Genomic DNA, 14,873 nt, shown 5'->3' with positions numbered 1-14,873 from the left:
ATACCTATAAAAAGGAGGTTTATCTGTGGTTCAACCAACTCCGTATATCAATATTAATATTTTCATGTTAAAAATTAATTCCTTTGAAAATGCGTCGGCGGTGAATGTCGGACAAAATTTGTTAGCAGAGTGGCAAAACTCAGATAAAAAAAATCAGGGTTACGGACAGAATTTTGGAGATGCCAGCGGTTTTGTCGGTACAAAAAGCCATGTAGATGATCGAGATCAAGTGGACTCACCTGCCTCTTTTTCGCCAGCAGCTAAACCCATTCAAAGGAAGTGACGTGTGATGTTATTCTCACCCTCAGTCGTCAACGTCGGTGCTTTTAAAATCAATGCAATGGATCGGGGGTCATCACTGACGCTAGGACCTTATCAGCAGATTGATTATTTTCTCTCAATGAAATTGAATCAAGGTTTTGGTGAGGACAATGGAGATTGTTCACCGCTTGTCATTCCGATTTCAAGCGTGTTAGATCCAGATATGGTGGACTCAAATTCAGCCAAAAACAGCGTGATTTAAGCAAAAAAAAGAGACCGGGAACCCCCGAGTCTCTTTTCTAATGTGTTTCGTTGAGATGGCTTTTTCGTCTTGCATAGGTGAAATAGACAACAACACCGATGACGATCCAGATGAGGAAGGCTCTCCATGTTTCCCATTTCAGTGTGAAAGCCAAGATCATACAAATGACCGCACTAATTATAGGAAGGACAGGGACAAAGGGTACTTTAAAAGCTGTATTCATATTCGGATGTTTTTTCCGGAGTACGATCACAGCGATAGAGATCACCGTAAAGGCCGCAAGTGTACCGATGCTGACTAAATTAGCAAGTGTTGATAAGTTGACGAATCCAACGATACATGACGCAACAGCGCCTGTCAGCCAAGTGTTGGCAACCGGTGTCTTAGATTTTGGATGAACGTTTGAAAAGATTTTCGGCATGAGTCCATCTCGGCTCATGGCAAAGGTTAAACGAACCTGAGCGTAGACAAGTGCAATTAACACTGTCGTAATCCCGATAATAGCACCTGCGGATATAATACCAGCGACACTATTCAGGCCAACCACTTGAAGAGCAAAAGCGACAGGATCACTGACATTCAGCTTCGTATAGTGAACCATGCCTGTTAAGACGAATGAAACCCCGATGTATAAAATCGTACAAACACCGAGCGCACCGATGATTCCAATTGGCATCGCCTTTTGCGGGTTTTTGACTTCTTCAGAAGCATTGGCGATTGCATCAAATCCAAGGTAAGCAAAAAAGACAGTTGCGGCTCCAGCAATCACGCCATGGAAGCCCATTGGCATAAACGGTGTCCAGTTTTCAGGTTTAACGTAAGCAAAGCCTGAAATGATAAAGAGAAGGACGATGGCAATTTTGATCAGCACAATAATGTTATTCAGCTTTGTGCTTTCTTTGACGCCTCGTGAGACGATAAAGGTGATGAGCAAAATAATGAGTGCGCCTGGAAGGTTAAAGACGGAACCATCAGCGGCTCCAGGTGCAGCTGATAAAGCCTTCGGTATGTGCAGACCGAATCCGCTGAGCAGTGATTGAAAATAGGACGACCATCCACTTGCTACAGCAGAGAGCGCAATGACATATTCAAGCATGAGATCCCAGCCCATTAAAAAGGCGAGAAATTCCCCAAGTGTTGCGTAGGAATACGTATAGACGCTTCCTGACACAGGAATGGATGAGGAGAATTCAGCGTAGCAAAAAGCAGCAAGGGCGCATGCGATCGCAGCCAAAATAAAAGATATAATAATCGCAGGTCCCGCATCATTTGCCGCAGCAACCCCCGTAATAACAAAGATTCCAGTCCCGACCACACAGCCAATGCCAAGCAAGATTAAATCAAACGTATTCAACGAACGGCTGAGCCGCTTTGTTTGACTTTCAAGCAGGAGCTGGTCGAGAGATTTTTTTCGAAATAAAGAACTCATGTTGACCTCCTAATGGATAAATCTTTTCGTAAGACGAATGTTAGTATATGCGCAAATGACAATTTAGTCAATTGGTTGAAAAACGCTTTAAATCACTAAAGTATTAAACGTCACAACCGAATAAGTGTATAAAAAGAGACATCCGCCGAGAGATCGAAGGCGGATGTGGTAAAAGACGATCTATGTCTGTTCAGCAAATATTTTTTCATTGTACAGCACACTTGGATGGGTCGGATAGTGGGCGGAGGAGGCAAGGTGATGTGTTTTGGCTTGCTCCAGATCGCCGAGTTGATAATAACAGTAGCAAAGCTGAAGGTGAGGATACCATGTTTTATATTGTGTAAGTGTGAAGGCTGTTTCGTTTTCAGGGGCCTTCAGCGCCTGCTCATACCAAAAGATGGCTGCCTGATGTTTATTTTGTATTTTTAGATGATCCCCGATCCGGCAGCAAAATTCTGGCCGGGGCTGATCATATAAAAAGGAACGTAATAATGAGGATAAGGCCGCTTCCTCAAAGCCTGCCGCATAATAGCAGTCCGCTAAATATTGGCATGTGCGAATTTCGTCCTCAATCCAGCACTGTTTTGTGTTTAAAAATTCATGATAAAAACGAATCGCCCTGACATGCTGCCCGTTGTCTCTTAGTTCATTGGCAAAGTAAAAGAGATCACGGGGCGTCATATCCTCTCCTTTTGCCAGCATGTCTTCATAAATCCGCAAGTTGCGCCCAGGCTCACCAGCAGTTGTTTTCTTGCGTTTTTGGTGTGTGACGGCGATATCTGCTGAAAGGATGTTTCCATACACTTGAAGAAACTCATGAACGGCCCCATACCACTGAAAGTTCAACGAACGCTTCACAAGGCGATTTCTTCTATATTTGAAATTTACCTGACCGTCTTCATCGAATCCCACATGATAAAACATTGAGACAGCATCCACCGAAGGATCAAGTGTTTTCTTAAGCTGAAGCAGTTTTTGACGGTCTTCTTCAAGCAGAACATCGTCAGCATCGAGCCATAAAACATACTCTTTCGCTGCATGTGAGAAAGCAAAGTTGCGTGCTTTTGCAAAATGCTGAACCCATTCAAAATCCAGCACCTTTGCTGAAAAGGAATGAGCGATCTCCTTCGTTTGATCTGTTGATCCCGTATCAACGATGATCATTTCATCGACAATGTCTTGAACAGAAGAAAGACAGTCTGCCAGCACTTCCTCTTCATTTTTCACAATCATACATAAGCTAATGGTTATCATCTTTAGATCACCTCTTCATAGTGTATCGAGCATCAAAAGGAAACATTCTTTTCAACAGCGGGTTTTTTAAAACTAGTTTTCTGCTACTGGCTGATTTAAAATAAAGGAAGAATCTATGTAAGGGCTGATAAAATGAGTTTATTGAATGTTGAAGGATTATATAAAACCTATGGCGAGAAAACGCTGTTTGATCATATTTCTTTTCATATAGAACCGAAGGAACGCATTGGTTTGATTGGACCAAATGGTACAGGGAAGTCAACGCTTCTAAAGGTGATCGCAGGACTTGAATCGTTTGAGGAAGGTGACATCACGAAAGCAGGGACACTTGATATCGAATTTCTTGAGCAAGACCCTGAAATGAGCGGAAATGAAACGATTCTTGACTACATTTTTTCTGGAGCGGCACCAATGATTCAAACGATGAAGGCGTATGAACAGGCACTCGCTGATTTAGAGCATGACCCGCAAAATGAAGCAAAACAAGAGGCGCTGATGCGCATGCAAAATCGAATGGATCAGGAAGACGCTTGGGATGCGAACCTTTCAGCAAAAACGATTTTGACAAAGCTTGGCGTGAAAGATGTGAGCCGCTCTGTACATGCATTATCAGGCGGACAGAAGAAACGTGTCGCCATTGCTAAAAATTTAATTCAGCCTGCAGGTTTGCTGATTTTAGATGAGCCAACCAACCACCTTGATAATGCCACCATTGAATGGCTTGAAGGATACTTAAGCCAATATAGCGGTGCTGTCATTCTCGTGACGCACGATCGTTATTTCTTAAACAGGGTGGCCAATCGGATTTATGAGTTAAATCAAGGACAGCTTTATACGTATAAAGGAAATTATGAAGTCTTTTTAGAAAAAAGAGCGGAGCGGGAAGCAGAAGCTCAGGTGAAAGAAACGAAGCGTCAAAACTTGCTTAGACGAGAGCTTGCATGGCTGAGACGAGGGGCAAAAGCAAGAACGACAAAGCAGAAAGCACGTATCGGCAGAGTCGAAGAGCTGAAGGATCAAAAAGGGCCTGATGCGAAGGGAGAGCTTGATTTTGCCATCGGCTCGCACCGACTGGGAAAACAAGTGATAGAGGCAGAAGACTTATCGATTTCATTTGCTGGCCAGACTCTTGTGGAGAGGTTTACAGATTTGGTTGTGCCGGGCGATCGTATCGGATTTATCGGACCGAATGGAGTCGGCAAAACCACTCTGCTGAACTGTCTAGCGGGTAAAATCGAACCGACTTCAGGACATTTGACCATTGGACAAACCGTTCGTATTGGCTATTACACGCAGGATCACAAGGAAATGAATGATGAGCTGACCATCATTGAGTATATCAAGGAAACAGCTGAGATCGTCAAGACGTCTGATGGCGCCATTGTAACAGCAGAACAGATGCTGGAGCGCTTCCTTTTCCCAAGATCGATGCAGCGGACGTTTATCCGTAAGCTGTCAGGGGGAGAACGCCGCAGATTGTATTTATTGAAGGTCTTAATGGAAGAACCGAATGTTCTCTTTTTAGATGAGCCGACGAACGACCTTGATACAGAAACCCTCAGTATTTTAGAGGATTATTTAGAACAGTTCCCTGGCGTCGTCATCACCGTGTCCCACGATCGTTATTTCTTAGACCGAGTGGTTCACCGCCTGCTTGTCTTTGAAGGAAATGGTCGCATTTCACACTTCCAAGGTGCTTACAGCGATTATATGGAACAGGAAAAAGAGCAGAAGCGGACAGAGGCAAAGCCGGCTGAGAAACAAGTAGAAGCTGCGCCGAAAAAGAGAAAAAAACTTTCTTATAAAGACCAGCTTGAATGGGACGGGATTGAAGACCGGATACAAGCATTAGAAGAAAAACATCAGCAGCTCGAAGCCAGCATTGCAGAGGCAGGCAGTGATTTTGGGAAAATTCAAGAGCTGATGGACGAACAAAAAGCCGTTGCGGAAGAATTAGAACAAGCAATGGACCGCTGGACAGAACTGTCGCTCATGATTGAAGAATTAGAAGGTCAATAATAAATAGATGATAGAAAACCTGTAGAGCGATCTACAGGTTTTTTTGATAGGAGCATTTGGCATACGCATCATGCTGGTGGATGGATTCCTCATTACGGCACTCGATTTGAAAGTCTTTAACCCATGGCTGTTCATATAATTCAATGGCAATTAATCTTGTGATATCTTCAACAAAGCGCGGATTTTCATAAGCTTCTTCTGTCACTTTCTTTTCATCAGGTCTTTTGAGCACGGGATAAAGCGGTGCGCTTGCATTGGACTCAATGATATGTAAAAGAGCGGCCTTGATGTCGTCAGGAAGCGATGCTTGTTCAAACAACCCTACGTGAATGGAAACAGAGCCGCGCTGATTATGTGCACCATATTCACTGATTTCCTTGGAACAAGGACATAATGTCGTGACCTGTGCATCACAGCCAACTTGACAGGTCCATCCGTCCTTTTCATGATAATGGACGTCATATTTGATAGTCGCATGCATCAATCCTGACTGACCGGTGACTGGGCTCTGTTTTTCCATGTACCATGGAAAGGAAACTTGAATGGAAGCAGAGGATTGATTCATTTTCTGAGCGAGCGCTGCCGTTAATTCTTTTAGCGCATTCAGATCAAGCGGCTTGCTGCTCTCATAAAACGAGTGCAGCTGTTCAGTGAGACGGCTCATATGAATGCCTTTTTGATGGGCCGGCAGGGATGTACTCAGTGTAAATTCAGCAGTAGTTGTCTGGCGCTGTGGTGCCATTTTAGACACGATATGTACTGGATAGGACATGCGGCAGATCCCGACTTGTTCAAGATGAAAATAAAAGTCCTGCTCTGTATTTTGAATGTCCGTCATGTCCTCTTTTTGCAAAGGTTTTGTGCCAAGACTTGGCGGTACAGATCCAAATAGCTGGTGCCGTTCTTCTTTAGGTGGAAATGAGCGCATATAGTACCTCCTTTAAATCGTAATTATTCCTATTTATTTTGCAATAAAACACGAAGGGAATCAAGTGTTAAAACTTTGACGTTTACGTTAAGGTTATAAAGGTGTATAATAAAACATGAATTGATGAGCAGGAGGCACTGGTGATGGAATGGATGAAAATTGATCAAGTGGCGAAAAGAAGCGGACTAACAAAACGGACGATTCGTTTCTATGAAGAGATTGGTTTATTATCAGCACCAAAGCGGACAGAGGGCGGAGTCAGACTTTACTCAGAGGACGACATGGAAGAGCTAGAGAAAGTGATGCAGGCAAAAGAGGTACTCGGCTTTTCTTTACAGGAGCTTCAATCGTTTATGGAAATCGGAAAGCAGCTAGAGCTGAATAAAGAAGGCTACTTGCTGTCGCTTGATCCAAAGGAACGATTAGAGAAGCTGTTAGATATCGATGCGCAGCTGAATGTGCAGCATCAATTGATTACAAAAAAGCTTGAAACGATTCAATCCTTTAAAAAGGATCTTGAAGCGATGAAAGAAAGAGCGGCTCATGCAATTGAGCAATTACAAAAATAAACACCTCTGCGTGTTTATTTTATTTTGTCAACATTTGAAGGAAAGGTTCTGATGGAATGAAGGAAAAAGAAGTGTTGAAACAGCGTACAAGTCTGCTTAGGCAGCCAAAAGCCGTTTGGGCTGTTGCCTTTGCGTGTGTGATTTCGTTTATGGGAATAGGACTCGTGGACCCGATCCTGCCAGCCATTGCATCGCAATTACACGCATCTCCAAGCCAGGTCTCTCTTTTATTTACAAGCTACTTACTTGTGACCGGCTTTGTGATGTTTTTTACCGGCTTTATTTCTAGCCGGATTGGTGCGAAATGGACGTTATTAGTAGGACTCATTTTTATTATTGTTTTTTCTGCTTTAGGAGGGACTTCTTCAACGATTAATGAATTAATTGGCTTTAGAGGCGGATGGGGCATTGGGAATGCTTTATTTATTTCAACTGCACTCTCTGTCATTGTCGGTGTATCTGTTGGAGGAAGTGCGAAGGCCATTATTTTATACGAGGCTGCATTAGGTCTTGGGATATCGGTTGGACCGCTGCTTGGCGGAGAGCTCGGAACAATTTCTTGGCGCGGGCCATTCTTTGGCGTTGCCGTGTTAATGCTTATTGCTCTTTTAGCGATTACTTTTATGCTTCCACCTATGCAAAAGCCTCAGAAAAAAGTGAAATTATTTGAGGCTGTCGGAGCATTAAAATATAAAGGACTTTTAACGATGGCATCTGCCGCTTTCTTATACAATTTTGGTTTCTTTGTGCTTTTAGCGTATTCGCCATTTGTGCTCCATCTTGATGAGCATGGACTCGGTTATGTCTTTTTTGGATGGGGGCTATTGTTGGCTGTGACCTCCGTCTTCTCCGCGCCGGTCATTCATCGCAAACTTGGGACATTGACTTCGCTGGTGGTTCTGTTTGCTTCGTTTGCTGTAATTTTATTCGGCATTGGGGTATGGACGTCTCATGTTGTGGTCGTGATCTGCGGAATTGTCATTGCTGGGGGAATTCTCGGTATGATCAATACGGTGCTCACGACAGCTGTGATGGGGTCAGCGCCGGTTGAACGTTCAATTGCTTCATCCTCTTACAGTGCTGTACGGTTTATTGGGGGCGCGATTGCTCCTTGGATTGCCGGAGTTCTCGCTGAATCCTATACAGCAAGTACACCTTATTATGTCGGGGCTGCTGTTGTTCTCTTAGGCATGATCATCCTGCTCCTTGGACGTAAGCATTTGGTGAATATCCAAGCAGGTCATTGATTAGAAAAAAGCTCAGCGTGTAGACAAACCCTCGCATTCGGTGTCAGTCCTGTGCGCCGATGCTCACGAATGTCAAATTCGCTCCGCAAAGGTAGCCGTCATTCCTAGGGCTGCAAAGGTTTTCTATCACGCTGAAAGAAGACAAAGAGCTAAAATAAAGATCATTTTAGCCCTTTGTCACAATCATCTAAGCCTTATATCTTCTAAAGATATAAGGCTTTTTTGTCATTATAATACTTTTGTCGTCCAAGATTCGCAATTCCAAGTTTCGGTTGCCACATCTTGATAAAATTCAGGCTCGTGAGAAATCAATAAGACGCTGCCTTTATATTCTTTTAACGCGCGTTTTAGTTCTTCTTTTGCATCGACATCTAAGTGGTTTGTCGGCTCATCGAGAACTAGTAAGTTGGTTTCTTCGTTGATCAGCTTGCAAAGACGGACCTTTGCTTTTTCTCCTCCGCTTAAAACAGACACGCGGCTTTCAATATGTTTTGTCGTTAATCCGCATTTTGCAAGAGCGGCTCTGACTTCATATTGCGTGTAAGAAGGGAAGGTGCTCCATACTTCTTCAATACAAGTATTGCTGTTTTGCTCTTTTACTTCTTGCTCAAAGTAGCCAATATGCAAGAATTCTCCACGTTCCACCTCACCAGAAATAGGTGTGATTTCCCCAAGAAGACTTCGGAGCAGCGTCGTTTTTCCGATACCGTTAGCACCGTACAACGCAATTTTTTGCCCGCGTTCCATTTTCAAATTCAATGGGCGGGAGAGCGGTTCATCATAACCGATGACCAAATCTTTCGTTTCAAAAATCAGTTTCCCAGACGTACGTGCCGGTTTAAAGTGGAATTCTGGTTTTGGCTTTTCTGCCGCCAGTTCAATCATATCCATCTTATCCAGTTTCTTTTGACGGGACATCGCCATATTTCTTGTGCTGACACGTGCTTTGTTTCTTGCAACAAAATCCTTTAGTTCAGCCACTTCCTGCTGCTGTCTTTTATAGGCCGCTTCAAGCTGCTGCTTTTTGACTTCGTACACTTGTTTAAATTGGTCGTAATCACCAACATAGCGCGTGAGCTCTTGATTTTCAACATGATAAATCAAGTTAATAACACTGTTTAAAAACGGAATATCATGCGAAATGAGGATAAACGCATTTTCATATTCCTGTAAATAGCGCTTCAGCCACTCAATATGCTGCTCATCCAAATAGTTGGTCGGCTCATCGAGAAGGAGAATTTCTGGCTTCTCCAGCAGCAATTTCGCTAGCAGCACCTTCGTACGCTGACCGCCGCTGAGCTCCGTCACATCACGGTCCAGCCCAAGATCCGTTAACCCAAGACCTCTTGCAATTTCCTCGACCTTAGAATCAATGATATAGAAATCATTGTTTGTCAGTGCATCCTGAATGACGCCAACTTCCTCTAACAGCTTTTCAAGCTCATCAGGATCAGCTTCACCCATTTTGCCATAAATGTCATTCATCGCGGCTTCCATTGAAAATAAATAATGGAATGCATCCTGAAGGACTTCACGGATCGTTCTTCCCTTTTCTAGCACGGTATGCTGATCAAGGTAGCCGACACGGACATTTTTCGCCCATTCGACTTTTCCTGCATCTGGCTCCAGCTTGCCAGTAATAATATTCATAAACGTTGACTTTCCTTCACCGTTGGCGCCGATTAAGCCGACATGCTCGCCTTTTAATAAACGGAAGGACACTTCGTGGAAAATGGCTCTGTCGCCAAAGCCATGACTTAAATCTTTAACAGATAATATCATTTTTTACACCTCAAATAGATTCAAAACGGCTAGTGCCTCTCATGATTATATCGAACTGTCCGGCTCGATAAAAGCATCAAAAGAAAAATTGCGTTTCAAAGCTGATTTTGAGATACTAAAGGATAGATTGAATGAGGATAAAGGAGATCGACATGACGGAAAATTGGGTATTTTTGAAAGAAGCAAAGCCATTTATTCAGGAAAACTTTCAAGCGGCTGGCTTCGAAAAACCAACAGCTATACAAGAAAAAACAGCAGAGTGGATTACGGAGAAGCGTGATGTGATCGCAGAATCGCCAACTGGGACGGGGAAGACACTTGCGTATGTACTGCCGCTTTTAAATAAAATTGATGTCAATATCAAGCATCCCCAAGTCTTAATCTTGGCACCTTCAAGAGAGCTTGTGATGCAAATCTTTGATGTCGTGCAAGAGTTCAAGCAAGGATCAGACATCAAAGCGGTCTCCTTGATTGGTGGAGCGAACATCAAGAAGCAGCAAGAAAAACTAAAGAAACACCCGAACATCGTTGTGGCGACACCGGGCCGAGTACAAGAATTAATCAAAATCAAGAAACTGAAAATGCATGAAGTCAAAACGATTGTATTAGACGAAGCAGATCAGCTTCTTGTGCCAGAGCATATGAAAACGATCCAAGGGATCATTAAGTCCACATTAAAAGAAAGACAAATCCTTTGTTTTTCTGCAACATTGAAAGAAGAAACCGTTCAGCTGATCAAAGAAATGACATCTGAACCAGAAGTATTGAAAATTGCTAGAAGCGAGGAAGAAGCGCAGAAAGTGGGTCACTATTATCTGTTATGTGATCAGCGTGACAAAGTGAAACTGCTGCAAAAGCTATCACGGCTTGAGGACATGCAGGCGCTCGTTTTTGTGCGTGACATTACGAACTTAAGCATTTATGCAGAGAAATTAGCGTACCATCATGTCGACCTTGGTGTCCTTCATAGTGAAGCAAAAAAAGCTGAGCGTGCTGTGATCTTAAAATCATTTGAACAGCGTGAATTCCCGCTCCTCCTTGCAACAGATATTGCAGCAAGAGGAATCGATATTGATGATCTGCCATATGTGATTCATGCAGATATGCCAAATGAAGAGGGCTACATCCACCGTTCAGGCAGAACCGGACGCGCAGGAAAAGAAGGCGCAGTCATCAGTCTTGTCACACCTCAAGAGCAATCAATGCTGAAAAAAATGGCGAAAAAGCTGAATCTTTCGCTTGAAGAAATTGTGTATAAACAAGGCCAGCTGCACCTTGCGCCCAAGCAGGCATAAGAAAAGGACCCTCCATTATTGGCAGGGTCCTTTTTTGTTATGAAATTTTGACAAGCTGTTTTCCGACATTTTCCCCTTTGAATAGTCCAAGGAATGCATCAGGAATGTTGTCAAAGCCTTCAATGATTGTTTCTTTATATGTGAGTTTGTCTTCTTTTACCCATTGTGCGAGATCCTTCGCTGCCTCTCCAAAACGATCTGAATAGTTGCCAACGATGAAGCCTTGCATCAATGCGCTTGTTTTGATGAGTTTTGTTTGCACACGCGGTCCGATGTCCTCGCTTGCGCTAATGTTATAAGAAGAAATTGCGCCGCATACTGGAATGCGTGCAAAACGGTTCAAATGATTCATCACCGCATCTGAAATCTCGCCGCCTACATTGTCAAAGTACACATCAACGCCGTTAGGACAGGCTTTTGCAATGGCATCATCTAAATCATTTGTTGTTTTATAATTAATTGTTTCATCAAAGCCCAATTCTTTTAAATAAGCGAGTTTATCGTCAGATCCGGCAATTCCAACGACGTGTGTGCCTTTGATCTTAGCGATTTGTCCCACAACGGAACCAACTGCGCCTGCGGCTCCAGAAATGACAACCGTCTCGCCTTCTTTTGGCTGGCCAATCGTAAGCAGGCCGAAGTAAGCGGTTTGCCCTGGCATGCCCAAAATCCCTAAATAATAGGACAATGGCGCAATGGACGGATCAATTTTAGTCAGAGATTCAGCTTTGGCAGTGGAATATTCTTGCCATCCAAGGAATCCAAGGACAAAATCACCTTTTTCAAATTGAGGCGATTTCGACTCAACGACTTCTCCGACAACACCGCCCTGAATCACTTCATTTAGCTTGAACGGAGGTGTATAGGATTTTGTATCCTGCATTCGCCCTCTCATATAAGGATCTACAGAAACATATTTCGTTTGAATCAAGACCTCTCCATCTTGAGGCACAGGTATATCTACTGTTTCAAAATGAAAAACATCTTTTGTAGGTAATCCTTTTGGACGTTTGGCTAATTGAATTTGCTTTTGTTGACTCATGTCAAATCCTCCCTTTCACTTACAGCCTAGATTTACATTAACATGATGCTTCTTTTCGTTCAAAACATACAGTCTTTTCAAAACACATACAAAAAAGCAGCCGCCATCTTATCGAAGGGGACTACTTTTTCTGAAAAGATACAGAGAGGAGCGGCGGGAGACAGCCAAACAGCTGATACACATCCGCATCACGTTCTTTTAACAAATATTCGTTTGCATTTTGCATGGAGGCTTTCATCATATCGCGCGTCACAAAAGGGAAAAGGATATTCAAGTATGAGGACAACAGGTCTTGTGGATCTTGTTCAATTGACTCGATATCTCCAATGTTAATAATGATGGAAAAGAGATAATCAATGGAGATGCGAAAGTGCTGTTCGGCAAACGATGTAAGCGGCTTTGAATTTGCTTCTTCAGGATTCCACTTTTGAAAAAGCTGTTTCACCAAATCACTGACAACCCAAGCATTAAACTGCTGCTCCGCTGAAAAGTAATACATCAGCTCTCCCTCATTTCTAGCCTCCAGTATAAGAATTGTACAACAAATCCACAGGAATGAACACAATATTTCAGAAAATTTAGTCATTTTTACGGGCTTTTTGTCAAAAATAAGCCAATAGGCTCGAACAGTACATCATGTAAATTGGATGTGCTCGTAGAAGGTTTAATGGCAAAAATGCCGGGTAAAAGATTCGTAAGACGTTAAAGGAGGAATATAAAATGAAACCTGTTGTAAGAGAGTATTCAAATGATGAAACACTTCAAAGAGATGTAGAGCAATTAAAATCACTCGGTGTTGCAAGAGAGGACATTTATGTTCTGTCCCATGACGATGACCGAACAGAGCGTATTGCAAGTAATGCAGATGCCAATACGATTGGCTCAAGAGAAGTTGGACTCAAACATGCGGTTGGGAACATCTTTAGTAAAAAGGGTGATGAGCTCCGCAATAAAATTCATGAAATTGGTTTCTCAAAAGAAGAAGCTGAGACATTTGAAGAACATTTAGACGAAGGGAAAGTCCTTCTCTTTGTCACAGATCATGAAAAAGTGAAAAACTGGGCATAAACGCCAGCCGAAAAAGCCTCTTACTTTTGTAAGGGGCTTTTTTTCATGCTTCCATGTCTGAAAGAGAGACATGTATCTTTTTTACGATAATAAGTAAATACAGAAGTATGGAATAAATAGTAAATTCTCTAATTGAAAAAGCCGTTATACCAAAGAAAAACAGGATAAATCAGAAAAAAATAGTCGAAATATCACAAAAATCCATTCGGGAAATAATCATTGTATCTTTCTATTTTGATTTAAAATTAAATAAAAAACTTGTGTAATTTAGTAGATAAATTTCTTAGTTCTATTGGTTTAAATTGTATTTTTGTGTAGAAATAAGTGTTTTAAGGTCAGAAAACCACGAAAAATACCTGTATTTTCAATTAGAAAATTCATTTTAATGTTTAGGAAATAATTTGTTGACAAAATAAACTAAAAACAATATATTTGGCTTAATCCAGTCATTATGGAATTAGTTGTTAAATTTCTGACGGGTTTATTCGGAGCATAATCTAGTAAAGGGGGTGGCGGGAACCAAGGCGTAAGCGCCTCTAAAAGAAAAGCTTGTTAGAAAAATGTCTACTAAAACAGAGCAAATCGTCGTTTACTTGAAGAAAAAATGACAGCCATTTTAAACAGTAGATTGATCTTTCTACTATGAGCACTTTACAAGAGATATTCAAAAGACGTTAAGTCCTTATACAAAAGAGAAAGCGTTTTCAATGAAAATTGTGAGTTGATCGAACGGTGAAGGAGGTGAACTCATATGAAAAAAAGAGAGAACAAGCTGAGGCGATGCGGCCTTCGAACGGCTGCATATGAGGATGAATGCTGAAAAAGAAGAGTGAACATGTGGGATGCTTCTCTCCTTTTTCAGAAAAACAGATTTTCCTAAAAAATCCATCTTTCATTTTAACATAAGGTTTTTGGCTTGAAAACCACCTTTGCCCGAAAAGAAGATTGTGAATTGAAGGAGGTTTCATGATGAAAAAGGCTTTGTACCATGAAGACAGCGGACTTTATTTAGAAAAGATGCGCATGGCATTCCAAGAGCATTATGAGCAAAGAACAGATATGTGGTCCACTGATCCATCCTTAACAGACGCAGCAGTGATGTCATTAAAGGCATGGCGTTCAAGGGAAAAGAATGCACTTGCTTCTGTGCTGGATATCGGGTGCGGCAACGGCCGTGCACTTGAACATTTAAGCGGGCTTTCCGCATATGTCGGTATCGACCTGTATGAGCATGAGGAGTGGGAGGGGTTACAGAAAAGAGAAACGGTTTCTGTCCACTTTGTTCATCAAGATTTTATGTCATGGTCCATGGATCAGGGACGCGGGATGCAGTTTGATTTAATTTTAGATCATGGCTGCTTTCATCATCAACATCCTGATGATCATGAACGTTATTTAAAACAGGTCTCTTCTTTACTTCATGAAGGCGGTGTCTTTTCACTTGTTGTCTGGGGAGAACAGTGGAAAACAGGGTTAATCGGAGAAGATGGCCGTTTCCATTTTTCATTTTCAGATTCTCAGCTTGGAGAAAAAATTTGTACATCAGGTCTTGAGCTTGTATCCATATCACCACTACAAGCGAAGGCCGGAATAAGCCAGCATCATGTCATTGCCGTCAAAATCTAGTACAAAGGCGAGTGATTCAAGCAGAGGTGTTCATTGTAAGAAAGAGCGGCTGCCAATCAAGGACGCTTGCTGCTCTGACAGAAAATAAAGC

14 protein-coding genes are annotated in these 14,873 nt (G+C 42.3%); 8 read left to right on the top strand and 6 right to left on the bottom strand.

All coding sequences use genetic code 11. The features are described from left to right. The first annotated feature begins 25 nt into the window (after positions 1–25). Together JVX94_RS10995 and JVX94_RS10990 are read left to right on the top strand one after the other, a co-directional pair. On the top strand, positions 26–283 hold the full coding sequence (locus tag JVX94_RS10995) for a hypothetical protein (protein WP_003213975.1): 258 nt from the start codon (positions 26–28) through the stop codon (positions 281–283). A 6-nt stretch (positions 284–289) separates the two neighbouring features. Further along, on the top strand, positions 290–523 hold the full coding sequence (locus JVX94_RS10990; RefSeq protein WP_111291772.1) for a hypothetical protein: 234 nt from the start codon (positions 290–292) through the stop codon (positions 521–523). A gap of 37 nt (positions 524–560) precedes the next feature. Here the strand turns inward: JVX94_RS10990 and bcaP are convergent, their stop codons facing one another. Both bcaP and JVX94_RS10980 read right to left on the bottom strand, forming a co-directional pair. After that, positions 561–1,952: a branched-chain amino acid transporter BcaP gene (gene bcaP / locus JVX94_RS10985; protein WP_111291773.1), complete on the bottom strand. Its 1,392-nt coding sequence runs from the start codon at positions 1,950–1,952 to the stop codon at positions 561–563. 180 nt (positions 1,953–2,132) lie between these two features. After that, a complete protein-coding gene (locus tag JVX94_RS10980; protein WP_111291774.1) occupies positions 2,133–3,206 on the bottom strand; it encodes a tetratricopeptide repeat-containing glycosyltransferase family 2 protein in 1,074 nt (357 codons plus the stop codon). A 132-nt stretch (positions 3,207–3,338) separates the two neighbouring features. On the opposite strand from JVX94_RS10980, the gene JVX94_RS10975 reads away from it, so the two are divergent. After that, the gene (locus tag JVX94_RS10975) at positions 3,339–5,225 is read left to right on the top strand and encodes an ABC-F family ATP-binding cassette domain-containing protein (protein ID WP_111291775.1); all 1,887 of its coding nucleotides are present in this window, start codon (positions 3,339–3,341) and stop codon (positions 5,223–5,225) included. 31 nt (positions 5,226–5,256) lie between these two features. Here JVX94_RS10975 and folE2 read toward each other — a convergent pair whose 3' ends face one another. Further along, positions 5,257–6,153, bottom strand: coding sequence for a GTP cyclohydrolase FolE2 (gene folE2 / locus JVX94_RS10970; RefSeq protein ID WP_205183067.1), 897 nt, complete (start codon positions 6,151–6,153; stop codon positions 5,257–5,259). Positions 6,154–6,296: 143 nt separating this feature from the next. On the opposite strand from folE2, the gene JVX94_RS10965 reads away from it, so the two are divergent. Further along, positions 6,297–6,722, top strand: a complete 426-nt coding sequence (locus JVX94_RS10965; protein WP_095407936.1) for a MerR family transcriptional regulator — start codon at positions 6,297–6,299, stop codon at positions 6,720–6,722. Positions 6,723–6,778: 56 nt separating this feature from the next. Then, the gene (locus JVX94_RS10960; protein ID WP_205183064.1) at positions 6,779–7,969 is read left to right on the top strand and encodes an MFS transporter; all 1,191 of its coding nucleotides are present in this window, start codon (positions 6,779–6,781) and stop codon (positions 7,967–7,969) included. A gap of 228 nt (positions 7,970–8,197) precedes the next feature. On the opposite strand, the gene JVX94_RS10955 is transcribed toward JVX94_RS10960, so the two are convergent. Next, complete coding sequence (locus JVX94_RS10955) at positions 8,198–9,751, bottom strand: ABC-F family ATP-binding cassette domain-containing protein (protein ID WP_024426645.1); 1,554 nt, start codon at positions 9,749–9,751, stop codon at positions 8,198–8,200. 152 nt (positions 9,752–9,903) lie between these two features. On the opposite strand from JVX94_RS10955, the gene JVX94_RS10950 reads away from it, so the two are divergent. Then, complete coding sequence (locus JVX94_RS10950) at positions 9,904–11,046, top strand: DEAD/DEAH box helicase (protein WP_205183062.1); 1,143 nt, start codon at positions 9,904–9,906, stop codon at positions 11,044–11,046. 37 nt (positions 11,047–11,083) lie between these two features. Here the strand turns inward: JVX94_RS10950 and JVX94_RS10945 are convergent, their stop codons facing one another. Both JVX94_RS10945 and JVX94_RS10940 read right to left on the bottom strand, forming a co-directional pair. Continuing rightward, positions 11,084–12,088, bottom strand: a complete 1,005-nt coding sequence (locus JVX94_RS10945; protein ID WP_095407940.1) for an NADP-dependent oxidoreductase — start codon at positions 12,086–12,088, stop codon at positions 11,084–11,086. Between the two features lie 121 nt (positions 12,089–12,209). Further along, the gene (locus JVX94_RS10940) at positions 12,210–12,587 is read right to left on the bottom strand and encodes a YfmB family protein (protein ID WP_095407941.1); all 378 of its coding nucleotides are present in this window, start codon (positions 12,585–12,587) and stop codon (positions 12,210–12,212) included. Between the two features lie 221 nt (positions 12,588–12,808). Between JVX94_RS10940 and JVX94_RS10935 the strand changes: the two genes are divergently transcribed. Both JVX94_RS10935 and JVX94_RS10930 read left to right on the top strand, forming a co-directional pair. Then, entirely contained in the window at positions 12,809–13,156 is a 348-nt protein-coding gene (locus tag JVX94_RS10935; RefSeq protein ID WP_095407942.1) for a YflT domain-containing protein, read from the top strand. A 969-nt stretch (positions 13,157–14,125) separates the two neighbouring features. Beyond that, a complete protein-coding gene (locus tag JVX94_RS10930) occupies positions 14,126–14,782 on the top strand; it encodes a class I SAM-dependent methyltransferase (protein ID WP_095407943.1) in 657 nt (218 codons plus the stop codon). The last annotated feature ends 91 nt before the right edge of the window (positions 14,783–14,873 follow it).

The sequence above is a fragment of the Bacillus sp. PDNC022 genome, from assembly GCF_016919285.1.
In the GTDB taxonomy this organism is placed as follows: Bacteria; Bacillota; Bacilli; order Bacillales; family Bacillaceae; genus Bacillus; species Bacillus safensis.
The sequence above is the reverse complement of the archived record's forward strand: the minus strand, read 5'-3'. Positions and strand labels throughout refer to the sequence as shown.

What these genes read in the sequence shown, in the direction of transcription:
- JVX94_RS10990 (WP_111291772.1), top strand. Translation starts at nt 290, where the DNA reads ATGTTATTCTCACCCTCAGTCGTCAACGTCGGTGCTTTTAAAATCAAT.
- bcaP (WP_111291773.1), bottom strand. Translation starts at nt 1,952, where the DNA reads ATGAGTTCTTTATTTCGAAAAAAATCTCTCGACCAGCTCCTGCTTGAA.
- JVX94_RS10980 (WP_111291774.1), bottom strand. Translation starts at nt 3,206, where the DNA reads ATGATAACCATTAGCTTATGTATGATTGTGAAAAATGAAGAGGAAGTG.
- JVX94_RS10975 (WP_111291775.1), top strand. Translation starts at nt 3,339, where the DNA reads ATGAGTTTATTGAATGTTGAAGGATTATATAAAACCTATGGCGAGAAA.
- folE2 (WP_205183067.1), bottom strand. Translation starts at nt 6,153, where the DNA reads ATGCGCTCATTTCCACCTAAAGAAGAACGGCACCAGCTATTTGGATCT.
- JVX94_RS10965 (WP_095407936.1), top strand. Translation starts at nt 6,297, where the DNA reads ATGGAATGGATGAAAATTGATCAAGTGGCGAAAAGAAGCGGACTAACA.
- JVX94_RS10960 (WP_205183064.1), top strand. Translation starts at nt 6,779, where the DNA reads ATGAAGGAAAAAGAAGTGTTGAAACAGCGTACAAGTCTGCTTAGGCAG.
- JVX94_RS10955 (WP_024426645.1), bottom strand. Translation starts at nt 9,751, where the DNA reads ATGATATTATCTGTTAAAGATTTAAGTCATGGCTTTGGCGACAGAGCC.
- JVX94_RS10950 (WP_205183062.1), top strand. Translation starts at nt 9,904, where the DNA reads ATGACGGAAAATTGGGTATTTTTGAAAGAAGCAAAGCCATTTATTCAG.
- JVX94_RS10945 (WP_095407940.1), bottom strand. Translation starts at nt 12,088, where the DNA reads ATGAGTCAACAAAAGCAAATTCAATTAGCCAAACGTCCAAAAGGATTA.
- JVX94_RS10940 (WP_095407941.1), bottom strand. Translation starts at nt 12,587, where the DNA reads ATGTATTACTTTTCAGCGGAGCAGCAGTTTAATGCTTGGGTTGTCAGT.
- JVX94_RS10935 (WP_095407942.1), top strand. Translation starts at nt 12,809, where the DNA reads ATGAAACCTGTTGTAAGAGAGTATTCAAATGATGAAACACTTCAAAGA.
- JVX94_RS10930 (WP_095407943.1), top strand. Translation starts at nt 14,126, where the DNA reads ATGAAAAAGGCTTTGTACCATGAAGACAGCGGACTTTATTTAGAAAAG.